Below are 22,912 nucleotides of genomic sequence, written 5' to 3' on the forward strand. Positions count from 1 at the left end.
GAAACGCTCGCGCAAGCTTCGCCGTCTAGTTTGCTATCGAGGCCAGAAGGTCTCGGTTCTTCGAATGACGGTGCGGACAGAATGAATCTGTTAAATCAATTTCCACAGGTTTTAAAAAACTTCGCGGCCCTTGGGCAGACGCGGCTTTTGATGCTGGGTGGTGTGGGCGTTTTGTCCATGGCAATCGTCCTCGCGGCTGCGCTCTACGTAAACAAACCTGCCTATGAAACGCTCTATGTTGGCCTTGAAACGATGGATCTGAACAAGATCAGCATCGCTCTCGCCGAATCGAACGTTGATTTTCAGGTTGGTAGCGATGGCACGAGCCTTCAGGTTCCCGTTGGCATGACCAGCAAGGCTCGGTTGCTGCTGGCCGAGCGCGGTCTGCCTGATAGCGCCAATGCAGGCTACGAGCTTTTCGACAGCGTCGGCTCACTCGGCCTCACATCCTTCATGCAGGAAGTGACCCGGGTTCGCGCGCTTGAAGGCGAAATTGGCCGCTCCATTCAGCAGATTGACGGCGTTGCCGCAGCGCGCGTGCATATTGTCATGCCGGATGTCGGCAATTTCCGCCGTGGAGAGCAGAAGCCAACCGCTTCTGTTATGATCCGTGCCAGCGCCACCGCAGGCCGCAAGGCTGCATCTTCCATTCGCCACCTCGTTGCCTCGGCTGTTCCCGGCCTTGAAGTCGATGATGTGACGCTGCTCGATTCCACAGGCCAGCTTCTCGCCTCCGGCGATGATGTCGGCAACGGCGCGCTGAACCGCTCGCTGACGCTGGCACAGAACGTGCAGCAGGAACTCGAAACGAAAATCGACAAGGCGCTTGCGCCATTCCTCGGCATGGACAACTTCCGCTCTACGGTGACGGCCGAGCTGAACACGGACAGCCAGCAGATCCAGGAAACGGTCTTCGATCCCGAGTCACGCGTCGAACGCTCCGTGCGCACGACCAAGGAAGACCAGAAGTCCCAGGAAACGACACCGGATTCGGCTGCAACGGTCGAGCAGAACGTGCCGCAAGCTGCACCACAGGGCGGCGGCGGTGGTCCCAAGTCTTCCGACGAATCAGCCAAGAAAGAAGAGCAGACCAACTACGAGATCAACTCGAAGACGACCGCCACGGTTCGTAACGGCTACACGGTCAACAAGGTCTCCATCGCTGTCGTGGTCAACAAGGGCCGCCTTGCCAAGATGATTGGCGAACCCTCCGATCAGGCCAAGGTCGATGCCTATCTGGCTGAAATGCAGAAGATCGTTGCGTCTGCAGCCGGTATCTCGACCGATCGAGGCGACATCGTCACCATCACCGCCATGGACTTCCTCGAAACACAGCTTCTGGACCAGGCGATTGCCGGACCGGGCGTGATGGAAGTTCTCAGCCGCAACTCGGCTGGCATCATCAACTCGGTTGCCTTCGTCATCGTCGCCTTCCTCGTGGTCTGGCTGGGTGTCCGTCCGATGGTTCGCTCGATCTCCGGTGGAAGCTCATCTACGGCAGAGCTTGCCCAGGACGCAGGCGGCGGCCTGGAACTGCCTGACTTCTCTCCAGGCATCGGCGAATCCAGCGGTGGCGGCCTCATGGACGGCTTCGGTTCGGACTTTGGTTTCGACAGTGCGGACGACCTTCTCTCGGGAGACGGAGACGGTGGCGGCGACTACAACCGCAAGGTTCGCGAAGGACCAGAGCGCCGCCTCTCGCGCATGGTGGAAATCAGCGAAGAACGCGCCGCCAAGATTCTGCGCAAATGGGCAATCGAAAAAGCAGCATAAACAGGAAGGCCGGTACCCCACCGGCCTTCTGCCGTTTTATCACTTGCATCAAATCGGCACTCATGTTCTGCTTTGGCACGACGTTTATAATTGGTTAACTAGTGCGATACTTTACCTTGGAATAACGAAATCAGATCTGTGCGACGCGCAGAACATGAATATGATTTCAGCGAGAGTTTGAGGAGATAAAAACGGGGATGCAGGCCGCAGGCAATGGTTTTTCCCGTAGCGTCTTCTAAAATATAGTGATTCGGTCGCCAGGGGTGCAATTCACAGTTTGTGGTTGTGCTTCTGAATGGAAATGATTTCCATCCCGGTTGAGATGTCTCCGTAACGGAGAGTAAGAGGGCGTAGGCTATTGAAGGTGGATTTTGATGTTCGCAGGCTCTCTGCTGTGCCGTTTGACAGGTCGGTGAAGCCATTGCCGCGCGATCAGCTGGTGAGGAACCTCGCTCTTGCGGCCGCAGACAGCAACGTTACAGCTGCGGTCGAGATGCTGGCGTCCTTCGCCGGGGCGGCTCACTATCTGCTGGCGCGTGAAGATCTGTTGCAGGAAGCTGGCCTCAATTTCATCATTACGTCCGATTGGCCGTTCGATCTGGTGCGCAGGCTGAGCCTGGAGCTGACCAACAACCAGAACCGTGTCAGCGAAATGGAAAAATGCCTGGCGCTTTTGAAGCCAAGGATGCTTTTCCTTCCCGAAGACGCTGTCATTCCCCATGGCGTGGACCCGAAATATTGCGCAATCACCTTCTGTGTTGGACGCGTCAGGTTCTCGCTTCTGCTGCTGTTTGCTGAGGACAGTGTGCCAGTGGATGATCGGCTGCGGGAGGCGGGCATGCTGGCAGGTTATTTCGCCAGCTCGGGTGTCGTCGCAGAATCTCGGGTCGCACGTGATATCGATCTGACCGAGCGTGAGCTTGAGTGCCTTTTCTGGATTGCCGAGGGCAAGACCAGCGATGAAATGGCGACGATTTTGGGAATTTCCCGCAACACGATCAACAACTACATCACCAGTGTCATGCGCAAAACTGCAACCAAGACCCGCTCCGAGGCCATTGCCTATGCGGTCCGCAACAATCTGGTATAGGGGCGCATCAGATGGGGTATTACAAGGGTTCCGACGGCGCCGCAGATGTTGTTTTGCCGCCACGCACAGGCCCGTCTGCCAGCCGGTCTGATCTGTTTCCCAGGCTGGTTGCCATCCAGCGCGTTCTGGGCGCGAAGAATTTCGTTGTGGTTCGAGCCGTCGCATCGGGCTTTCCCAACAAGCGCAAGCTGTTTTGCGAGATGGAAAACTGGGGCATCAGCGCCAGTGAACAAAGCGCACGCCTCGTTCACGCCATGGGAGATCGTCTTCTGGATCATCTGGAGCGATCATTGCTGCCCGTGACCTGGAAAAGTGACCGAGGCGGCGGCTTTGCCGATATTCCCGATGTGCCTGCACTCATGGTTCGGCTTCTTAACGAAGAGCTGTCCTATGCAGGATTGGCCCTTCCGGTGCGCCTGGGGACGATCGGCAACGGGTATGTCGTGTTTTGCGGAACGAACCTGCTGCTGGACAACGAAATCGTTCTTGAGCAGCACATAAAATGCACCGAGATCATGGTGGATTTGCTGGCGCTCGATGAACGGCGCGTCACTCCGGCGGAATCGCTCAGCGAACGGGAAGTGGCCTGCCTGCAACTTGCAGGTGATGGTCGCATCAGCGAAGAGATCGCCGTCAAGCTCGGCCTGTCGGTTCACACCGTCAACGCCTATCTCGGATCGGCCACGATCAAGCTGGATTCCGTCAACCGCATCCAGGCGATCGCGAAGGCGATCCGGATGGGTTACATCCACTAGGACGCTTAGAAATCGCTTCGGCCGCGCTCACGCGCAACATGCGGCGTGTGTTAACGCGGTGCTCACCATTCTGCTTCATCGGCCTGATGTCCCCGAGACATCAGGCCGATCTTTCATCATCTGTCGTCGAATGGGCCAGTCCGGGGAGGAAGGGCGGGTACGTCGAAATGGTCGGGAGCGTTGCCTGATTTCGCCCTGTCGGCCATCATCTGATAGGCCGTCTCCAGATGGCGGCAATACCGTTCCGCGTCGAAAAGCGGTTTTACAAAACGGTTCGCATCGATGCGGGCTCTGATGTCCTTCAGCGCTTCGGGATCCTGCGCGAAGTCAACGGCCATGTCTGCATAGGCCTCTTCATCTTCTGCGATCAGTTCCGGTGCTCCAATGGCATGCAACAGGCTCTCGCTCACGCGGGAGGCGAAGTTCGTGCCCCTCATCGTCAGCACCGGCAGGCCGGACCAGAGCTGCTCGGACGTTGTCGTATGGCCATTGACGGGGAAGGTGTCGAGGCCGAGATCGGCAACCGTGATACGGTTGAGGTGAAGTTCGAACTCCAGCTTGCCCATGAAGAACACCCGCTTTGCTGGAATGTTCATCTCCAGGAACTTGGCGAGGATATTCTTTTTGCTGTCCTGGCTGTTGTGCAGAATCCAGATGACGCTGTTGGGCGTCCGCTTCAGGATCCTGCCCCAAATATCGATCGTTTTCGGGGTAATTTTTCGGTTCGCATTGAAGGATGCGTAAACGAAGGCATCTTCCGGCAGACCGACATCGGCACGGCTGATCTTCTTTGCCAGCGGACGGTTGACGGGGTCGTTGGGCTGGTAGGTATCCGGCAACCGCACGAATTTCTCGTAGTAATGCGGTTTCGAGCTATCTGGCAAAACGTAGTGGTCACCGATCACGTAATCGAGGTCCACATTGACGGTGGAGCCCGGAAAGCCAATCCACGCAACCTGAACGGGTGCTGCGCCCATGTTGAGAATGGATGTGCGGTTGCCCGCCGTGTGACCCTTGAGGTCGACCAGAATATCGATGTTGCGGGCCTTGATGGCGGCCAGCGACTCTTCATTGGTCATGTCTCTGATGGTCACGACGTCGCCCCACAGACTGCGGTCGGCCACGTTCGTTTGCAAGAGATCCGGGTCTGAGTGGCAAAACAGCGTGACCTCGAAGCGGTCACGGTCGTGCAGTTCCAGCACGCGACGGATGAGCTTCATGGTCGCATGCTTGTCGAAAAGGTCGGAGGAGAGGTAGCCGATTCGGATCTTGTCGCCCCATGTGTGCGGCATCTGGTGCCGCTTGGTGGTCAATTCAGGGCTGAAAGCAGGGGTGTTGCTGCGGGCTATCTGGTTGATGTGCTCGTCACCGCTCCAGTGCAGATTGAAGAACGTGCCATCGAGCGCGATGAAATCGGTCTCTCCGGCGGCCACGGCTGCATCGATGATGGGCTGATGAAGCTCGATTGCGTCGTACTTGCTGTGTTCGCGGCAGAATACGAGGTACATCAGACGCACGGCCTGCTGGCGCGGCAGTTTCGCAAGAAGCAGGCGAGCGGTATCGATATCGCGCGGGTCGAACAAATCCCACGTCGTAATGGCGATGCGCGCGCCCAGCTTGATGTGATCGATCTTGTCGCTCTTCATCAGAATGCTTTTCAGCGCACGGGCAATTCTCGGCTCGCCGCGCTCCAGCAGGATCGTTCCAACGATGTAGGTGATGTCGGGGTACTTGTGGAAGCGGTGGATGATCCTGTTGGACAGGGCAAGCGCCTTTTCCTTCTGGCCCCCGTCGAAGTAGAGCTTGATGGCCTCAACGAGATAGCTCTCGGCATCCATGCCGCCCTGCTCGGACGCAAGCTCATAGGAAGTCGCGGCTTGCTCCGGCATGCCGATTTGCAGACAAGTCTTTGCCAGCAGGGCATAGGTCCGTGCGTCGCGCTTGGTATCGATCAGCCGGTTCAGCGTGGCCAGTGCCTGCGTATACTGCCCTGTCTTGAAGTGCTTGGACGCAGCGGAGTAGCTGATTTCGTTCAACATTTTTCTTGTTCGATCCTCTTGCCATCGTGGCTGCAGGCGTTAGCCCATGGCGGACACAGATGTAGCCGATTCCAAATTTCTAATAGACGATACGCTCTGAAGCTTGCTTGAAACAGGACTTTGCGAGGACGTTGCTCATTCCAAATCGGGCAATCTTGCCCATGGCCGTTTGCCTATAATTAACCATCAGAATCGACAGCTATTGGTCTACCGGCGAAATTAAGGACTTGGAAATGCTTGCCGCGCATTTTCAATCCTGCGTGACGGGTTTGGTGTCCACGAAATGGAACCGAGTGGCATGATGCCGAACCGTTCGCGCCGGTACGTGAAATCCGGCATGTCCCTCTCTTGTACCGCGTTTTTAAGGGGCAACTTATGTCTAGCATCAACTTCAACTCTTCCGCCAGCAACGCACTCCAGACGCTGCGCAGCATCAACAACAACCTCGGCAAGACACAGGACCGTGTTTCGACAGGTCTCAAGATTGGCGACGCTTCCGATGGTGCCGCTTACTGGTCCATCGCGACCACGATGAAGTCTGACAACAAGGCGCTCGGCGCAGCATCGGATGCACTCGGCATCGGTGCAGCCAAGGTCGATACGGCCTATGCCGCCATGGACAGCGCGATTGACGTCGTCAATGAAATCAAGGCAAAGCTGACAACCGCCAGCGAAAGCTCTGTCAACAAGGACCAGGTTCAGCTCGAAATCGCCAAGCTGCAGGAACAGCTGACAGCCATCGGCCAGGCAGCATCCTTCAACGGCGAAAACTGGGCAGTTCAGTCCGCTACCGCTTCGACGACAACGGTCGTGGATGGCTTCATCCGCAATTCCGACGGCACCGTGAAGGTCACGAGCGCCTCGTTCAATTCCGGTTCCTATGCCATGTTCAGCTCGATTGAAGATGGTGCCGGCACTGGTGGCGTACTCGGCGCTGTTATGACAATCGCTCTCACCAGCGTCATGACACAGGGCGACATCGACGAATTCCTGACGACCGTTGAAACAGCGCTCAGCACGCTGACCGATGGCGCAGCGGCTCTCGGTGCTCTGTCATCCCGTATCGATATTCAGGATGCGTATTCCAGCAAACTGAGCGACGCGATGGAAGCCGGTGTGAGCCGTCTTGTCGACGCCGACATGGAAGAAGAGTCTGCACGTCTTTCTGCCCTGCAGACCCAGCAGCAGCTGGCAATTCAGTCGCTCTCGATTGCCAACTCCAGCTCGGACAGCCTGCTTACACTCTTCCGTTAAGACGGGTTTCAGCTCTGAAATACGAAGGTCGGACCGCGAGGTCCGGCCTTTTTCGTTGCTTGGTTAACAAAGTATTACGAAATTATTTTTAAAATTAACTAATTATTTATAGATTATTTGGAAGTCCTTAACCTTAATGGGGTTAGATCGGTCTATCGAAACGGCGGCCGAATGTTAACTATATTGCTCGGCAGGCATGATGCTGATCGTCGTTTACCGGTAAAGGCCGGAATGTCCCTTCAATTTACTTGCCAAAGGGGCAATTAATACTATGACCAGTATCCTGACCAACACTTCTGCTATGTCTGCACTGCAGACTCTCCGCTCAATCAACAGCGACCTTTCCACAACGCAGGACCGCGTTTCGTCTGGTGAAAAGGTCGGCAAGGCTGCCGACAACGTTGCCTACTGGTCGATCTCCACAACCATGAACTCGGACAACAAGGCGCTCGGCGCTGCGACCGACGCTCTGGGTGTTGGTGCTGCAAAAGTCGACACGGCTTATGCCGCCATGGACAGCGCGATCGACGTCGTTAATGAAATCAAGGCAAAGCTGACAACAGCCAGCGAAACTTCGGTTAACAAGGATCAGGTTCAGCTCGAAATCACCAAGCTTCAGGAACAGCTGACAGCCATCGGCCAGGCAGCATCCTTCAACGGTGAGAACTGGGCAATCCAGGGCAATGCTTCTTCCACAACGGTTGTGGATGGCTTCATCCGTAGCGCCGACGGCACCGTCAAGGTAACAACGGCTACGTTCAACGCTGGCTCCTATGCTCTGTTCGACACGATCGCTGATGGCGTGGGCAGCAACGGTATCCTCTCTGCCGTTATGACGATCTCGTTGACGAGCGTAACGACCCAGGGCGATATCGACGCATTCCTGACGACTGTTCAGAGCGCTCTTGATACCCTGACAGATGGTGCCGCTGCACTTGGTGCCTTGTCTTCCCGTATCGACATGCAGGACGACTATTCTGCCAAGCTTAGCGACGCGATCGAAGCAGGTGTGAGCCGCCTGGTTGACGCTGACATGGAAGAAGAATCTGCGCGCCTCTCGGCCCTGCAGACCCAGCAGCAGCTGGCAGTGCAGTCGCTCTCGATTGCCAACTCCAGCTCCGAAAACATCATGACTCTCTTCAGATAGTCGTTTCACCATCTAAAACAGAAAGCCGCGCTCTCAGCGCGGCTTTTTTTTATAAAAAATAATAACTATTCAAAATGAAAATTCTTTATAATTAACAATATCTTATTGATGATTAACCGGCTTTTTCGATCTTAATGCTTTCTTCAATAAGGTAAAAGCTTTCCTACGATTAAATCTTTGTTAACCAAAAACCTGTTTTCTGTGGTCATCGAAACAGCGCACCGAACTCTTAATCGGTAAGCATGAAGCTGCCTGCTGCGTTTCCCGGCTTGACCGGAATGTCCCTTCTTAAAGAATTTGCCAAAGGGGCGACCTGAAGATGACAAGTATTCTGACAAACACCTCTGCAATGTCTGCCCTCCAGACGCTGCGCTCGATCAACATGGACCTCTCCAATACACAAGATCGCGTCTCGTCTGGTTACCGGGTAGGTCAGGCCAAGGACAACGTCGCTTACTGGTCCATCTCCACGACCATGAATTCCGACAATAAGGCGCTCAATGCCGCGTCTGACGCGCTGGGTGTTGGTGCCGCAAAGGTTGATACTGCCTATGCCGCCATGGAAAGCGCCATCAGCGCCGTCGATGAAATCAAGGCCAAGCTTGTTACAGCCAGCGAGCAGTCAACTGACAAGGCGCAGATTCAGCTCGAAATCGGCAAGCTTCAGGAACAGCTCTCGGCAATCGCTCAGGGTGCGTCCTTCTCCGGCGAAAACTGGATGGTCCTGGGCGACTCCACCGAAGCAAGCGTCGTTGACGGTTTCATCCGTACATCCAGCGGCGGTGTGAGCGTGACAACCGCGAAATTCAACATTGCATCCTACGCCATGTTCTCAACCATCAACGCCGACGGCGTTGGCGAAGGTGGTATCCTCGGAAGCGTCATGAGCGTCCAGCTGACCAGCCTTTCTACCCAGGGTGACATCGACGCCTTCATGAACATCGTCGAATCTGCATTGAGCGGCCTCACAGACTCCGCTGCAGCTATCGGCGCTCTTCAGACCCGTATCGATCTGCAGGATGCCTATTCCGCGAAATTGTCTGACGCGATGGAAGCCGGTGTTAGCCGTCTGGTGGATGCGGACATGGAAGAGGAATCGGCCAAGCTCTCGGCATTGCAGACGCAACAGCAGCTCGCGATCCAGTCCCTGTCGATTGCGAACTCCAGCGCACAGAACATCATGTCTCTCTTCCAGCAGTAATTTTCTGCTCCTTCACATCAAAACCGCGCCCTCTGAAAAGGAGGCGCGGTTTTTCGTTTTTGCCGACAAGCAATTCAAAACGCATCATTTTTTGTCGTGCGCCGCCCATTGCGCAAGCTTCGCCATAGCTTCGGCATATACATGACTTGTCACAGGTTTATCCTTTCGTTAATCTTTCAAGCCGTGCGTTGCGCATGTTTTGCTCAACCCAAGCCTCTTCATGATGAGAGTGCGGCTTTGCGCCAGTGGATGCTGGCATGTTCCGTTTCTCCCTGCCTGAAGTAGGTGCCATGACCAAGATTCTCTCTTCCAACACCGTGCAAAGTGCGCTTCAAACGCTTCTGTTCAGCGACGATACGCTCCAGAAGACGCAGCAGCGTGTGACATCGGGACTGAAGATTGCCAGTGCGGCGGATAATTCAGGCTACTGGTCCACAGCCACCAATTTGAGATCAGATCGCGGCGTTCTGTCCAGCGTCAGCGACGCGCTGGATCTCGGTGCGTCCAAGGCTGACACTGCCTATGAGGCTGTGACGTCGATGATTGATGTTGTCGACCAGATCATGACCCAATTGACCACCGCCTATGAAACCGGCACCGACCGAGCCCAGATCAACAATGCGATCGATGCTCTCAAGAACAACCTTTTTTCTGTTGCCCAGGCGGCGACCTTCTCCGGCGACAACTGGCTGTTCAGTACGAGTGAGCTGCTTCCATCGGTCAAATCTGTGCCATTTGCTTTCAACAAGAGCACGACGGGCGCCATTTCGCTGCAATATCTCGATGTTCAAACGTCTCAGACGACGATGGTGGACACGAGCGATGCCCAGCGCGGATTGATGACCAAAGCCATGGACGCGAGCGCGCGCAACCCCGACGTTCCTTCGGCGCCGCGTGAATATTACCTGCTCAACGCCAACTCCACGAATGCGGCGGCTGGAACTGAAATCAAGATTACGAATGAAACGACCAAGGATGAACTCGACGACATGGTCTATGTGGTCAGCGAGATATCAAGCAATCTCAATCGTCTGGGCGCATCTATTGGCACGATGTCGAACCGGATGGACCAGCAGACGGACTTCATCAGCGCATTGAAGGATTCCATGGACAAGAGCGTCAGCCGGCTGGTGGATGCCAACATGGAAGAGGAGTCGACACGATTGACGGCCTACAAGACCCAGCGCGATCTGGCCGTCGAAGTCGTATCCATGGCCAATAATCATGAAAAAAGTCTCGCAGGCCTTCTTGGCTGATGACGCCTGGGGGTTCATCCTCGCACAAGTTTGAACCTCTATTTTAGAAAACTGAATTGCTGCCGGATTTTCTTGGGTGTTGAGCAAACGACCCGATCCTGCTGGCCCTCTCTGAATGCCTTGCGGATGATTTCATGATTTTCTTCTCCATCGAAACGACAAGCACGTTACTGGGCGAGGTGAAGCTGTGAGCGGAGCACTGGCAAAATATCTCAAGGATTTCGGCGAGCCTGCCCCAGCCCCAGCCCCGGCACCGAGTGCATTCGACTTCGAAGCTCCGGCGTCAGACTTTCAAAGCGATTGGGCGGATGAACCCGAAGACGTCGTTGATCTGGACGAGGAGAAGCGCAAGGCTTTTGCCGAAGGCCAGGAGGCAGGCGGACAAGAACAGCGCATGATCCATGAGGCAGACATCGAGGCATTGCGTGTGAGCCACGCCGATGAACTCGAGGCAATGCGGAAAAAATACGAAGACGAAATCGCAACGCATCTCGCCACATCGGTCACAACGATGAAGCAGGCCATTGCCGCAAATGTCGAGTCTGCGTGTTTGCGCCTGTTCTCGGCGGTGATGGAGCGAGACCTCGCTTTGGCAGCAGCCACCGGGATTTCAGCCGAAATTACGCGCGAGATCGAGGGTGGTTTTGCTGGCACGATCAAGATCACCGGACCCGAACGCCTTCTGTCACGCGTGCGCGAGACGCTGGGCGATGTCGACAATCAGGTCGATTACGATGTGTCTGACGATATCGATATTAAAGTTCAAATGGATAATTCAATCTTGATGACAAGACTTTCGGAGTTTTTCCAGAACACAAGAGGTCTAGCCGATGAGTGAAGGCGAAAATCACCATCACGGCAAGAACGAGATCATCATCGTCAAGCGTCACAAGGGCGGTCACGATGGTGCGCATGGTGGCGCCTGGAAAATCGCTTTTGCCGACTTCATGACCGCCATGATGGCCTTCTTTCTGGTCATGTGGCTGGTTAATGCGTCGAACGAGGAAACCAAAGCCTCGGTTGCCAGCTATTTCAACCCCATCAAGCTGACGGATGAAAAGCCGGCTGACCGGGGCATGAAGCAGCCTGCGAAAACCGCCAAGGGCGAGCAGACGCAGCAGACATCCGACACAAAGTCTGAAAAACCTCAGGATGCCGCAGCCGCAGCCAGCGGTGAAGACATGACCTCCTCGTCTGGCGACAAGACTGCCTATTCAGAAGCGGCGCTGTTTGAAAATCCCTATGCCGTTCTGGCCGAGATCGCCCAGGAAGTTGGCCAGCAGGCCAATGTGAGCGTGAAGGGTGAGGGCGGTGCCGGCCAGTCCGGTCCATCCACGGGTGCTTCCGGCGGCGAGGCCTACCGTGATCCTTTCGATCCGGATTTCTGGAGCAAGCAGGTCGAAGTGCGCCCTGATCAGGGCGGCATGACGGTTCAGGACACGGCTCTGCCTGAAAAAGCGCAGAAGAAAACTGATCCGAAACCCGTTGTCGCGGCGCAGGACATGGCAAGTGTCATTGAGGACTCCGGTCTTACCGATCCTCTGAAGCCGGTCGAAGCGAACGCCAAAAAGGTCGATCCCGCTGCGGATGATGAAATCGGCGAAGTCTCCACAGAGCCAAGCCCGCCAAAGGCCAACGCCAAGGCACAGGCAAAGCCAGAACCTGCAACCGCAGCCGAGGCAAAAGCCGCCGACAAACTGCGCGATGAGATTGCAAAGCAGCTTGGTGGTGTTGCGGGCAAACTGGCCGAAGGCATCGTCGTGACGCCAGCCGAAGGTGGCACGCTCATCACGATTTCAGAAAAAGCCGATACGGCCATGTTCAACGTTGGATCAGCGGTTCCGGAAAAGGATCTCGTTCTGGCGATGGAAAAGATCGGCTCGGTCTTGAGCAAGCAGAAGGGCGCCATCGTCATTCGCGGTCATACGGATGCGCGTCCCTACAACAGCGGCGGAAAAGACAACTGGTCACTTTCGATGGACCGCGCCCATGCTGCCTATTTCATGCTGTCGCGCGGTGGCCTGGACGAAACACGCATCAAGCAGCTTTCCGGCTTTGCCGACCGTCGCTTGCAGACCACGCAAGATCCGCTGGATGGTGCAAACCGTCGCATCGAAATTTTGCTAGAGGATAGTTGAGGCAGCGGATGATGAAAGCGACCCGCCTAGCTGTTCTGTTCGTTGGCATTCCGTGGCTGGCCAGTGCCGGTTACGGACATGCGCAGAGCGACTTGCCACCTGCCAAGATCCTGCGTTCCCTACAGTTCGTTCAGGACTCGGTGGTGATGGGTGATCACGCCGCACGTGAGATGCAGAAATATCTTCTCGAGACCATGGACACAACGCTTCGCACCTCCGATGCGTCGGTCTTTGAGGATGAGCACAATGCAGACGCGGCGCTTGCCTATATCATGAGTGGCGGCAACCCGCAGACGCTGGAATATCTGGTGGCGCGAGACGTACAGGGCAACTTCGACTCGCGTGTCATCAACGTGCTTCAGAAGTATTTCAACGGTCGTGGCCAGCAGGCTGAAAAGGTCATCGCCGATATTCTTCCCGAATATCGCAACGGCGTCCTTGGGCCATACCTCATGCTGATTGCCGGCAACATCGCGGTCAACAGAGACCCTGTTGCCTCACTCGCTTTTTTTGACGATGCGCGGTTGACCGCACCCGGTTCGATTATCGAGGAAGCTGCTCTTCGGCGGTCCATCATCGCGACGATGCAAGCCAAGCAGCCGGACAAGACATTCGAATATATCCGTAAATACGCAGTCAGGTTCCTGCATTCGCCCTACGCATCGCAATTTGCGGATCTCTTCGTCAGCTTCGTTGTCGAGAGCAATGGTGGCGTCTCCCATGAGAAGATTGCCGAGATTGCGCAGTTGATGGACCCAGACCGCGCGGAAGAAATTTATCTTCGGATCGCGCGCCAGGCTTCGCTACGGGGCGAGGTGAAACTGGCCAGCTTTGCGACCGGTGAGGCGGCAGCGCTGACATCGCAGACCGGCGAGTCTCGCGCACCACTGTCCAAGCTCTATTCAGGCCTTGCGGGTGTGCCGGGGCAAGACGTTCTCAGCGCAAGTGAAGCTCTGGCCAGCATACCGAATGAAGAATTGTCACCGCGCGATATCGCACTGCGCGACGCTGCAAAGACAATTGCCGAACAGATTGTAAGAGAACCTGCCGTTGGGACACCGCCAGTCAGCGCCGATGGTGCACCAGATTCCCCTGAAAAAGCGGCTGCACCGGCCGCAGGCGGCGCTAGCGTGCCTGCCGAGCCATCGGCGCAGGACGTAGCAGGAGCGCCTTTGAACGAATTTTTCAACAAGAGCAGAGCTCGGCTGTCCGAGATCGACTCTCTGTTGGAGCAGGAGGAGAGATAGCATGAACGTTGCACAGGCTGTTATTCCGGGTATGGCCGACTCCGTTAGCCAGTCTAACCGGCAGAATAAAGAAAGCGCGTCCAAGAGGGGAGGGACGGGTTTTTCCGATACGCTGGGATCGTTTGAAAAAAGCAAATCGCCGCCGCAAAGCTCATCTCCCTCACCTGCAAGAACACCATCCACGGATACAAGTGCTGCCTCGTTAAACGAGGCGCCGGTCCAACCGGCTGGATCCGAAGCGGCACCCGCGCCAGTCGCGGCGCCCGTTTCGGGAGCGCAGGCCCAAGTTTCCAACGCCAATTCTGTCGCGTCAGCTCCAATCGTCATCGAGCAGCCCGTGCTGCCTGTTCAGCAAGACCTAAGCCTGGAGACGGCGCTGGCCGCCACAGAGGCGGGCAAGCAGCCGGATGCTGCCAACGTCATCAAGCCTTTGACCGATGTCGATGTTGCGGCTCTTCCCGAGAGCGACCTTGCAGCGCTGGTGACCGCTTTGACCAATCTTGTCTCATCGCCTGTCTCTGGAAAGACAGATGAAGCGGGCGATAGCGGGGAAGACACGACTGGCGAGGGTGAGGTAGAGGCAGAGCCCCTGGAAGGCGCTGGCGACAACATGGACCTTCTGTCCCTGCTGTCCTCGACAATCATGCCTGTCAACCAGAACACCGCTCCAGAAGCGCAAAATGCGATGGCGCAACAGGCTGGCCTATTGGGCGCGACGACGGCTGATCCGGCACTTCCTGACAGTGAAGCGACAACATCGACCGTGGTCAGGCTGCAAAAGCAGGACACGCCGGGCATCGATTTCCACATTGAAACCAGCGAAGACGGTTCCGCTACGATTGATGTGGCGAAAGCTGCGGGCGATGTTACCGATATTGTGCAGGTCGTGGAAAGCCGGCGTTTTGTCGGGATGGCTGCTGCCTCCAATGCGACAGTCATCAGCAGTGCTATGGCAGCTGATCCCGATTGGGCGGCCTCCATGGCCGGGCAGACCGGCAACTCCCCGATGATCTCCAGCACAGGACAGGTTGTTCACGTGTTGAAGATCCAGATGAGCCCGGTTGAGCTTGGGCACGTGACCGCAGCGATGAAGCTGGTGGGCGACGAGCTCAGCGTGCAGCTGACCGCCCATACGCTCAAGGGCTATAGCGAGCTGCAGAAAGACAGCTCCGAGATCATGGATGCCCTGAAGGCACAGGGTTTCAACGTTGACCAGGTGACGGTGACACTGGCGAGCAATGCAGACCGGCAGGATAGCGCCACCGGCAACCGCCAGCCAAACGATGCAAGCCAGAACGGCGCGCAGCAGGGCCAGCGTGGTGATGGTGACAAATCGCAGGAACAGTTTTACCGGCAGCCAGGGCAAAGCGGCCGCGAGGAGACCACTATCAATGAGAGCATTTTGCAGCCTGAAACTGCTGTTCGCGGCGTCGGCACTCGTCCTGACCACGTCTATCTGTGAGGCCTCCCAGGCAGCCTCTAAAGCAGATTGCGAACGCCAGATACAGGCCGCCGCAGGGCATTATGGGATACCGGAAGGCATCCTCTATTCGGTCGGTTTGACGGAGACAGGCCGCAAGGGGTCTCTCAGCCCCTATGCCATCAACATCGAAGGCAAGGCCTATTTTCCTGCCACCATGCCTGACGCTTACAAGCTTGTGGAGGATGCGAGACGCGGCGGCGCGAAGCTGATCGACATCGGCTGCATGCAGATCAACGTCCATTTTCACGGCAGCGAATTTGCCTCTGTTGCCGAAATGTTCGACCCCGCAAAGAACGTTGCCTATGCCGCGCAGTTCCTGAAAAGGCTTCACGACCGACACGAGACATGGACGATGGCGGTCGCGCGCTACCACGCTGGACCCAATAATGACCCCGCCCAACAGCGGTACGTCTGCCGTGTCATCACCAATCTGATCGCCACCGGCTATGGTCAGTGGACTGCCAATGCGAGAAATTTCTGCCTTAGCTGAGCAATCTTTGGTTGCATAAGCTCCCTTGAGGAGCCCGAAAAACAAATGTGGCAGGATTAACCCAAAAAAAGGCACGCAAGCACTAAGTAGCTTGACTCGCACTTTTCCCCCGAAAAAATATCCCAATTTTTCGTGAGGCCTACTAGATATAGATCAAATCGGGACAATATGGTTAATCAATTATTAATTAATGCCTGTGCTTTTTTGTAGTTGTGAGAGATTCCCACGATTCGTACACCTCAGCTTGTAGATTGGCTACACTGATTCGGAGGCGGACGAATGATCGTGGTAGTTGATGAGCGGAAGCTTGTTAAGGACGGCTATACAGCCCTGTTTGGGCGAGAGGGTATTCCCTCGACCGGGTTTGACCCCGTTGAATTTGGTGAGTGGGTGACCACAGCAGCGGACTCTGACGTCGCTGCAATCGAGGCGTTCCTGATTGGACAGGCCGAGATGACGCAAGAATTGCCACGCGCGATCAGAGATCGCTCGCAGGCACCTGTGATCGCAGTCAGCGATCATCACTCCCTGGACGCAACGCTCGCGCTGTTTGATTGTGGCGTGGACGATGTCGTGCGCAAGCCAGTACATCCCAGAGAAATTCTGGCGCGTGCGGCTGCCATTCGTCGCCGCTTGTCGGTTCTGACGAATTTCACGGATGTAGGTCCGATCAGAGTGTTTTCGGATGGACGCGATCCCGAGGTCAATGGCGAGCTTTTCGCATTGCCGCGTCGCGAGCGCCGTATTCTGGAATACCTAATCGCAAATCGCGGTCGTCGCGTTTCCAAGTCCCAGATTTTCAACGCGATCTATGGCATTTTCGACGAGGAAGTCGAAGAGAACGTCGTCGAGAGCCACATCAGCAAATTGCGTAAAAAGCTTCGGAAGAAGCTCGGTTTCGACCCGATCGATTCCAAGAGATTTCTCGGTTACTGCATCGACTGGAGCTAAGCAGGTTCACCCCCCGGAGATCCTTGAAAAAGGTATTTGGAGAAAACACATGCAAGCCTATCCCTGACACGCCGTGGGTTCATACAGCCCGCGGCGTTTTTTCGTTTCAGCGTTTTTACCGGCCTATATTCGATTTTTGTAACTTATAGATCACATAACGGCGCTCTCGCCAATTAGTTCCGCCTAATATGTTATTTTTTGAATATCTTTTTCAACCAGCGGAAAAAACAGACAGCTTCACGCAAGGCCCGCATCCTAACGTCGAGACAGTTAGAGCAGAGGATTCGAGATGAGCCTTTTTGGAACGATGAAAACCGCCGTATCCGGCATGGGTGCCCAGGCAAACAAGCTCGGCACAGTCGGCGACAACATCGCTAATTCCGGCACCACCGGCTACAAAAGCGCTTCGACAGCCTTTTCTTCGCTTGTCCTTTCCTCGACGGGTGGAAATTACAATTCCGGCGGCGTTATGACGAGCGTCAACTACTCGATTTCACAGCAGGGCGCACTTCAGTCCACGCAGTCATCGACGGACCTTGCGATCGATGGCGACGGGTTCTTCGTCGTGCAAGACCCGGCAGGCAACGTTTTCCTGACGCGTTCGGGTTCATTCACGGCTGACGAGGACGGCTTCCTCGTCAACGACGCAGGCTTCACGCTTCTCGGATACGAATATACCGGCCAGACGCCGACAACGGTCATCAACAGTTATGATGGCCTGGTCCCGGTCAACGTCTCGGCAAACGGCATGACGGCAACGGCTTCCACAACAGGCTCCCTGACGGGTAACCTCAGCGATTCAGCACCGGTTGCGACTGATCTTCCAGGAGACAACACAGCTGATGTGGTTGTTGATCAGATCAGTGTCCTGAAGACCTCTGTCACCGGCTACGATCCTCTCGGCAACGAAATCAAGTATGATTTCTACTTCGCAAAGACGGATGAAGGTGAGTGGGAAGTGACCGTCTACGACGCGAAATTCGCGACGGCTCCTGGTGGTTTCCCATACACGGAAGCACCTGTTGCTGGCCCGGAGTCACTGAGTTACGACGATCTGGGCAAGATGCTCAATGACCCTAAGACGATTCTGATCGACGATGCGAACAACAACACGCAGATCACAGTCGATCTTTCCGGCATGACCCAGCTGGCAGCCGAAAAATCGACCATCTCCAAGGGTGGCGTCAATGGTAACCCGGCCGAAGAGGTGCAGTCGATCTCGATCAACGCCGACGGCACTGTCTACGCGACCTATGCGAAATCCGCAGCACGCGCACTTTTCCAGATCCCTCTGGCTGACGTGGCAAGCCCTGACAATCTCACGGTACTGTCCGGCAATGTGTTCCAGACCAGCTCCGAGTCCGGCGTCGTGACGCTCGGCTTTGCAGGTCAGACCGGATTTGGCTCCATCGCTTCCAAGCAGCTGGAATCGTCCAACGTCGATATCGCGACTGAGCTGACGGAAATGATCCAGGCGCAGCGCAGCTACACGGCCAATTCCAAAGTCTTCCAGACCGGTTCCGATCTGATGGACGTTCTCATCAATCTGGTACGGTAACGCTTTAAAGGACGAGTGAATGTCTCTGGCATCGGCGCTTAATACGACAAAGGCAACTCTGAGCAACACGGCTGTTCAGACGGGTGTCGTTTCGAATAACATTTCGAATGCCAGCACTGCGGATTACAATCGCCGCACGGCGATTACGACAACGAATGCGTCCACCGGCGCAATCACGGTCAAGATCGAGCGTACCGAAGATACCGCTCTTTTGAAGCAGACGCTGGCGGCAACCTCCGACGATGCCGGCAAGCAGACATTCCTCGATGGCATGAATTCGCTGAGCGTCCTGCTTGGCGGCGAAGAATACACGGCAGCACCTTCCACCTATCTCTCCGCAATGCAGGAAGCCATACAGACCTACGCCGCGTCACCCGGTGACGTGACGCTGGCAGCTGCCGCCATCAGCGCAGCAGGCGATGTGTCCAGCTCCCTGAACACCTCGACCCAGGCTGTGCAGCAGTTGCGAGCGGACGCCGATAGCGAGATCGACACGACGATCCAGAAGCTAAACCAGCTTCTGGCCGATTTCGAGCAGGCCAACAATGCGGTCAGCTCCGCAACGGCGGCAGGCGGGGACCCGAACAATTCGCTCGACCAGCGCGAAGGTCTTCTCAAGCAGATTTCGGCCATCGTAGGCATTTCCACCGCCACGCGTTCCAACAACGACATGGTGATCTATACCTCTGACGGCACCACCCTGTTCGAAACGACGGCGCGCAAAGTCTCGTTCGAGCCGCAAGCGGCCTACGATGCCAGCTCCACGGGCGGTAGCATCTATATCGATGGCGTCGCGGTCAAGACGAGCTCTGGCAGCAACACCAACGCTAAGGGCAGCCTTCCGGCGCTTCTGCAATTGCGTGATGAGGTCTACCCGACCTACCAGGCGCAGCTCGATGAAATCGCACGCACGGTCATCGGAGCTTTTGCGGAAACTGATGCTGGCGGCGATGCCGTCGCCGGATTGTTCACCACCAAGGACGGCTCCACCGTCGATTTTGAGACAGCGGAACTGATACCTGGTCTGGCCGGGCTGATCACCATATCTCCTGATGCCCTTGCCTCGCCCATCAAGCTGCGTGATGGCAATATTGCCGGGGATACGCCAAATGTGGACGGCTCGTCCGGTTACTCGGATCTGCTGTATCAATATGCAGCCGCGTTGAACACTCAGGTTGAGTTCGACCCGAATGCAGGCATTTCGACCAAAGTGACGCTGCTCAGCTTCGCCTCGGACTCGGTAGGGTTCGTGGAAGAATATCGTAGCAATGCGACGACGGCTGCGGAAAGCACATCCGCCATGTTGAACAAATCAACAGAGGCCTACTCCAACTCGACAGGCGTCAATCTGGACGAGGAACTCATCCAGATGTTGGATATCGAGCAGTCCTACAAAGCTGCGGCAAAACTCATGTCGACCATTGATGACCTTTTGAAGACGCTGTTGGAGGCCGCAGGCTAACATGAAAACCACACCGATCTCATCCCTCTCCATCACCAATGCCATGCAGCTGACTGTCGCGACCGCGCAGACGGAAATCACCAAGCTGCAAACCGAGGCTGTGACCGGCACCTACGCTGATGTGGGTCTGGAACTTGGAACACGCACATCGACAAGTGTGGACTACACCCGCGAAAGCAGTCGTCTCCAGTCCATCATGGATGCAAATTCCATTGCCGAGCAGCGAATGGACGCCTCTCAGCTGGCCATGGAAAACATGTCCGCTTCGGCCCAGAGCCTGCTGAACTCGACGATCGCACTGAGCGGCAACACGGATGCCAGCAGCTTGAGCGTTGCCCAGACGACGGCCATGTCGACGCTTGAGAATTTCGTCAGCTACTCCAACACGGCTGTCAACGGCGAGTTCCTGTTCTCCGGCATCAATACCGATGTCCAGACGCTGAGCGATACGTTCATCACGGATTTTACGACGGACTTCAAGGATGCCTTCGATCTGGAGTTCCCTGACCCGTCTGCCGTCACGGCTGACGAAATGGAGACATTCCTCACCGACTACCAGGACAATCTCGATTGGTCGGTCTGGACAGGCGCTTCCGAAGCCACAATGAGCAGCCGTATTAGTACTTCGGAAACCGTATCTACATCCACGACGGCCAACTCCGATGGTTTTAAAAACCTTGTTCTTGCAAGTGTGATATCGTCACAACTGGTAAATTCAGGATTGAACGCGAGTGCGCTGGCCGTTGTCAACGACACCACCACCAGCCTAGCCGGGTCGGCAATTTCCGGCATCGATACCCAGCGCTCGAAGATCGGACTTTCCCAGGAACGCGTGGAAAAGGCGAATACTTACATGAGCGCCCAGAAGACCATCATCGATACGCAGCTCACCAACCTTATTGGCGTCGACACGTACGAAGCTTCGACGCGCCTGACGACCCTTCTGAACCAGGTCGAGACATCGTACTCGATCACTTCAAAAATCCAGGGCCTGAGCCTGGTGAACTATCTCTGACGAAAACAGAAAACGCCTATGACGGGTGCCGGTTGAGACCATGAAGGAAAGATGAATGTTCCAGTTTTCATATGCGGAGATAATGGAGGATGACCCCAATATCGCCCGGGATAGGGAAAGACAGGTCCTAGAGAGATCGATCGAACTTCTTACCGTGGCCAAGGGCCAGGATAATTACGGCAAGGACGGCATCGAGGCAATTTTTTACACAAGACGCGTTTGGACAAGGCTCATAGACGATCTTAAGCAATCGGAAAATGAGCTTCCCGTTGAACTGAAAGCCAACCTGATCTCCATCGCTATCTGGATTCTGCGAGAGTGTGAGCTGATACGCAAGCGTACTTCGAAGAATTATCAGGGCATTATCGACGTTACAACCATCATCAAGGATGGATTAAAATGAAAAGTACACTGCGGATCTCTCTGAAGTCTGGGGAAAAGATTTTCATCAACGGCGCTGTTCTGCGTGTTGACCGGAAAGTGTCTCTGGAATTTCTCAACGACGTGACATTCCTTCTGGAAAACCACGTGTTGCAACTTGAAGACACGACAACACCTTTGCGGCAGCTCTACTTCATCGTTCAGATGATGCTGATCAACCCCGAAGGCAAGGATCAGTCGCTTTCACTGTTCCGCAAGTCCATCACCATGCTTCTGACAACCTTCAAGAACGAAGAAATTCGTTCCGAATTGAAGCGGGTTGATGCAACAGTTTCGTCAGGTCGGCCTTTCGATGCCCTCAAGACAATCCGCGGCCTCTATGCCAAGGAAGAAGCCATTCTCAACAGCCACGAGATCACGCCTGCCGTGGTCAGTGAACTGAGACGGGAAATTGCACCATGGTAGACGCAGTCACCTCGTCCACAGCCGCATCCACGGCCACCACCGCAGCGGCGTCCAAACAGGACTCCGCTAAGGCGACGCTCGACTACAACAACTTCCTGCAGCTCCTCATCACGCAGATGAAGAACCAGGATCCGACGGACCCGATGGACGCCACCGAGCAGGTATCGCAGCTTGCGACCTTCTCCCAGGTGGAGCAGCAGATCAAGACCAATACCAATCTTGAAAGCCTGCTGTCGAATTCCACGCTTTCGAATGCGTCTTCCTATATCGGCAAGACAATTACCAGCGCGGATGAAAAGACAAGCGGCGTCGTGGCCTCCATCAAGGTCACAGCAGAGGGCCTTACGGCAACGACCACCTCTGGTGCCACCATTGCCATTACCCAGGGCATCAAAATAGCGCAGACCCCGGCTTAACGGCGGGGCGCGAATCATCTATCGCTCTTGCCTGACGGTAACGGCGTCACAAAATTTCATGTCTCAATTCGGCTTCGTGACGCCGAGTGAATCGAGCCGCCGAGATGAACGAGGCCGACGCTCTTGATATTATGCAGAATGCGATCTGGACTGTCCTGATTGCATCTGGCCCTGCTGTAAGTGCAGCGATGATCGTCGGGATCGTCATTGCGTTGATTCAAGCCCTGACCCAGATTCAGGAAACAACGCTGACCTTCGTTCCCAAGATCATTGCGGTCATGGTGGCAGTTGGCGTGTCCGCACCCTTTGTCGGTGCTCAGATCGGCATGTTCACAAACATGGTCTTCTCCCGCGTGCAATCCGGGTTTTAAACGCAGTTAGAACGATGCGATTTTTAGCAGGTATGTCCGCGCCTGCCTTTAAAAGCCGCGCCTGCGTGTGAGGCGAGCAGGTGGCAGCCACTGTGCGCTGTCGTGCTGGCTTGTTTTTTCAATGCGTCGATCGCGGCCTGCACCAACTTTTCAAAAGAACATCATTCCCAAAGCGGCGGCGTAAGTTCGCGGCCAATAGGCGCGTGCTGACGCAGCTGTGCTAGCGATCTATTTCAAAAATAATGAGAATTTGGGAAATGGTGCTGCGAAAGAGGATTGAACTCTCGACCTCTCCCTTACCAAGGGAGTGCTCTACCACTGAGCTACCGCAGCATCTGACGCCGAAGCAGGTGCTTCACATCAAGTTGGGGCCTATTGCCATAGGTTTATGACGAGCGCAAGCCGCAAATACAGACTTCG

General features: G+C 55.5%; 21 protein-coding genes and 1 tRNA gene. 20 read left to right on the forward strand and 2 right to left on the reverse strand.

The window, feature by feature from the left end; all coding sequences use genetic code 11:
• Positions 1 to 81 precede the first annotated feature (81 nt).
• The 3 genes from fliF to visR all read left to right on the forward strand — a co-directional run bounded on the left by fliF (position 82) and on the right by visR (position 3,618).
• Entirely contained in the window at positions 82 to 1,773 is a 1,692-nt protein-coding gene (gene fliF, locus ACQZ51_RS02160) for a flagellar basal-body MS-ring/collar protein FliF (RefSeq protein ID WP_448774875.1), read from the forward strand.
• A gap of 358 nt (positions 1,774 to 2,131) precedes the next feature.
• The gene (gene visN, locus ACQZ51_RS02165) at positions 2,132 to 2,863 is read left to right on the forward strand and encodes a transcriptional regulator VisN (RefSeq protein ID WP_448774876.1); all 732 of its coding nucleotides are present in this window, start codon (positions 2,132 to 2,134) and stop codon (positions 2,861 to 2,863) included.
• An 11-nt stretch (positions 2,864 to 2,874) separates the two neighbouring features.
• Positions 2,875 to 3,618, forward strand: coding sequence for a transcriptional regulator VisR (gene visR, locus ACQZ51_RS02170; protein ID WP_448774877.1), 744 nt, complete (start codon positions 2,875 to 2,877; stop codon positions 3,616 to 3,618).
• A gap of 116 nt (positions 3,619 to 3,734) precedes the next feature.
• Here visR and ACQZ51_RS02175 read toward each other — a convergent pair whose 3' ends face one another.
• Complete coding sequence (locus tag ACQZ51_RS02175; RefSeq protein WP_448774879.1) at positions 3,735 to 5,657, reverse strand: O-linked N-acetylglucosamine transferase, SPINDLY family protein; 1,923 nt, start codon at positions 5,655 to 5,657, stop codon at positions 3,735 to 3,737.
• A gap of 375 nt (positions 5,658 to 6,032) precedes the next feature.
• On the opposite strand from ACQZ51_RS02175, the gene ACQZ51_RS02180 reads away from it, so the two are divergent.
• From ACQZ51_RS02180 to fliQ, 17 genes are all read left to right on the forward strand, one after another.
• Positions 6,033 to 6,911: a flagellin N-terminal helical domain-containing protein gene (locus tag ACQZ51_RS02180; protein ID WP_448774881.1), complete on the forward strand. Its 879-nt coding sequence runs from the start codon at positions 6,033 to 6,035 to the stop codon at positions 6,909 to 6,911.
• A gap of 271 nt (positions 6,912 to 7,182) precedes the next feature.
• The gene (locus ACQZ51_RS02185; protein WP_448774883.1) at positions 7,183 to 8,058 is read left to right on the forward strand and encodes a flagellin N-terminal helical domain-containing protein; all 876 of its coding nucleotides are present in this window, start codon (positions 7,183 to 7,185) and stop codon (positions 8,056 to 8,058) included.
• Between the two features lie 319 nt (positions 8,059 to 8,377).
• Complete coding sequence (locus tag ACQZ51_RS02190; RefSeq protein ID WP_448774885.1) at positions 8,378 to 9,259, forward strand: flagellin N-terminal helical domain-containing protein; 882 nt, start codon at positions 8,378 to 8,380, stop codon at positions 9,257 to 9,259.
• Between the two features lie 257 nt (positions 9,260 to 9,516).
• Positions 9,517 to 10,515 carry a flagellin N-terminal helical domain-containing protein gene (locus ACQZ51_RS02195; protein ID WP_448774887.1) on the forward strand — a complete coding sequence of 333 codons (999 nt, stop codon included), beginning with the start codon at positions 9,517 to 9,519 and terminating at the stop codon, positions 10,513 to 10,515.
• Between the two features lie 187 nt (positions 10,516 to 10,702).
• Positions 10,703 to 11,353, forward strand: a complete 651-nt coding sequence (locus ACQZ51_RS02200; RefSeq protein WP_448774889.1) for a hypothetical protein — start codon at positions 10,703 to 10,705, stop codon at positions 11,351 to 11,353.
• Positions 11,346 to 12,653 carry a MotB family protein gene (locus ACQZ51_RS02205; protein ID WP_448774891.1) on the forward strand — a complete coding sequence of 436 codons (1,308 nt, stop codon included), beginning with the start codon at positions 11,346 to 11,348 and terminating at the stop codon, positions 12,651 to 12,653. The genes ACQZ51_RS02200 and ACQZ51_RS02205 overlap by 8 nt, the downstream gene beginning before the upstream one ends.
• A gap of 8 nt (positions 12,654 to 12,661) precedes the next feature.
• On the forward strand, positions 12,662 to 13,900 hold the full coding sequence (locus ACQZ51_RS02210) for a chemotaxis protein (protein WP_448774893.1): 1,239 nt from the start codon (positions 12,662 to 12,664) through the stop codon (positions 13,898 to 13,900).
• 1 nt (position 13,901) lies between these two features.
• Complete coding sequence (fliK, locus tag ACQZ51_RS02215) at positions 13,902 to 15,362, forward strand: flagellar hook-length control protein FliK (RefSeq protein WP_448774895.1); 1,461 nt, start codon at positions 13,902 to 13,904, stop codon at positions 15,360 to 15,362.
• A complete protein-coding gene (locus ACQZ51_RS02220) occupies positions 15,310 to 15,873 on the forward strand; it encodes a transglycosylase SLT domain-containing protein (RefSeq protein WP_448775731.1) in 564 nt (187 codons plus the stop codon). The genes fliK and ACQZ51_RS02220 overlap by 53 nt, the downstream gene beginning before the upstream one ends.
• A gap of 279 nt (positions 15,874 to 16,152) precedes the next feature.
• The gene (gene rem / locus ACQZ51_RS02225) at positions 16,153 to 16,824 is read left to right on the forward strand and encodes a transcriptional activator Rem (protein ID WP_448774897.1); all 672 of its coding nucleotides are present in this window, start codon (positions 16,153 to 16,155) and stop codon (positions 16,822 to 16,824) included.
• Between the two features lie 289 nt (positions 16,825 to 17,113).
• The gene (locus ACQZ51_RS02230; protein WP_448774900.1) at positions 17,114 to 18,382 is read left to right on the forward strand and encodes a flagellar hook protein FlgE; all 1,269 of its coding nucleotides are present in this window, start codon (positions 17,114 to 17,116) and stop codon (positions 18,380 to 18,382) included.
• Positions 18,383 to 18,401: 19 nt separating this feature from the next.
• Positions 18,402 to 19,844, forward strand: coding sequence for a flagellar hook-associated protein FlgK (gene flgK, locus ACQZ51_RS02235; RefSeq protein WP_448774902.1), 1,443 nt, complete (start codon positions 18,402 to 18,404; stop codon positions 19,842 to 19,844).
• A gap of 1 nt (position 19,845) precedes the next feature.
• Positions 19,846 to 20,859 carry a flagellar hook-associated family protein gene (locus ACQZ51_RS02240; RefSeq protein WP_448774904.1) on the forward strand — a complete coding sequence of 338 codons (1,014 nt, stop codon included), beginning with the start codon at positions 19,846 to 19,848 and terminating at the stop codon, positions 20,857 to 20,859.
• 55 nt (positions 20,860 to 20,914) lie between these two features.
• Positions 20,915 to 21,262: a flagellar biosynthesis regulator FlaF gene (gene flaF / locus ACQZ51_RS02245; protein WP_042618027.1), complete on the forward strand. Its 348-nt coding sequence runs from the start codon at positions 20,915 to 20,917 to the stop codon at positions 21,260 to 21,262.
• A complete protein-coding gene (gene flbT / locus ACQZ51_RS02250) occupies positions 21,259 to 21,705 on the forward strand; it encodes a flagellar biosynthesis repressor FlbT (RefSeq protein ID WP_042618028.1) in 447 nt (148 codons plus the stop codon). Before flaF ends, flbT begins: the two co-directional genes overlap by 4 nt.
• Complete coding sequence (gene flgD / locus ACQZ51_RS02255) at positions 21,699 to 22,121, forward strand: flagellar hook assembly protein FlgD (protein WP_448774906.1); 423 nt, start codon at positions 21,699 to 21,701, stop codon at positions 22,119 to 22,121. The genes flbT and flgD overlap by 7 nt, the downstream gene beginning before the upstream one ends.
• Before the next feature lie 104 nt (positions 22,122 to 22,225).
• Positions 22,226 to 22,492 carry a flagellar biosynthesis protein FliQ gene (gene fliQ, locus ACQZ51_RS02260; RefSeq protein ID WP_042618030.1) on the forward strand — a complete coding sequence of 89 codons (267 nt, stop codon included), beginning with the start codon at positions 22,226 to 22,228 and terminating at the stop codon, positions 22,490 to 22,492.
• A gap of 258 nt (positions 22,493 to 22,750) precedes the next feature.
• Here the strand turns inward: fliQ and ACQZ51_RS02265 are convergent.
• Positions 22,751 to 22,825, reverse strand: a tRNA-Thr gene (locus tag ACQZ51_RS02265).
• Between the last annotated feature and the right edge of the window lie 87 nt (positions 22,826 to 22,912).

It is taken from the genome of Agrobacterium sp. CG674, assembly GCF_053521645.1.

Coding starts and splice junctions, on each gene's coding strand:
- ACQZ51_RS02210 (WP_448774893.1), top strand. CDS start 12,662: ATGATGAAAGCGACCCGCCTAGCTGTTCTGTTCGTTGGCATTCCGTGG.
- flgK (WP_448774902.1), top strand. CDS start 18,402: ATGTCTCTGGCATCGGCGCTTAATACGACAAAGGCAACTCTGAGCAAC.
- flbT (WP_042618028.1), top strand. CDS start 21,259: ATGAAAAGTACACTGCGGATCTCTCTGAAGTCTGGGGAAAAGATTTTC.
- ACQZ51_RS02240 (WP_448774904.1), top strand. CDS start 19,846: ATGAAAACCACACCGATCTCATCCCTCTCCATCACCAATGCCATGCAG.
- fliF (WP_448774875.1), top strand. CDS start 82: ATGAATCTGTTAAATCAATTTCCACAGGTTTTAAAAAACTTCGCGGCC.
- fliK (WP_448774895.1), top strand. CDS start 13,902: ATGAACGTTGCACAGGCTGTTATTCCGGGTATGGCCGACTCCGTTAGC.
- ACQZ51_RS02185 (WP_448774883.1), top strand. CDS start 7,183: ATGACCAGTATCCTGACCAACACTTCTGCTATGTCTGCACTGCAGACT.
- ACQZ51_RS02175 (WP_448774879.1), bottom strand. CDS start 5,657: ATGTTGAACGAAATCAGCTACTCCGCTGCGTCCAAGCACTTCAAGACA.
- ACQZ51_RS02180 (WP_448774881.1), top strand. CDS start 6,033: ATGTCTAGCATCAACTTCAACTCTTCCGCCAGCAACGCACTCCAGACG.
- ACQZ51_RS02230 (WP_448774900.1), top strand. CDS start 17,114: ATGAGCCTTTTTGGAACGATGAAAACCGCCGTATCCGGCATGGGTGCC.
- flaF (WP_042618027.1), top strand. CDS start 20,915: ATGTTCCAGTTTTCATATGCGGAGATAATGGAGGATGACCCCAATATC.
- flgD (WP_448774906.1), top strand. CDS start 21,699: ATGGTAGACGCAGTCACCTCGTCCACAGCCGCATCCACGGCCACCACC.
- fliQ (WP_042618030.1), top strand. CDS start 22,226: ATGAACGAGGCCGACGCTCTTGATATTATGCAGAATGCGATCTGGACT.
- ACQZ51_RS02195 (WP_448774887.1), top strand. CDS start 9,517: ATGTTCCGTTTCTCCCTGCCTGAAGTAGGTGCCATGACCAAGATTCTC.
- ACQZ51_RS02205 (WP_448774891.1), top strand. CDS start 11,346: ATGAGTGAAGGCGAAAATCACCATCACGGCAAGAACGAGATCATCATC.
- ACQZ51_RS02190 (WP_448774885.1), top strand. CDS start 8,378: ATGACAAGTATTCTGACAAACACCTCTGCAATGTCTGCCCTCCAGACG.
- rem (WP_448774897.1), top strand. CDS start 16,153: ATGATCGTGGTAGTTGATGAGCGGAAGCTTGTTAAGGACGGCTATACA.
- visR (WP_448774877.1), top strand. CDS start 2,875: ATGGGGTATTACAAGGGTTCCGACGGCGCCGCAGATGTTGTTTTGCCG.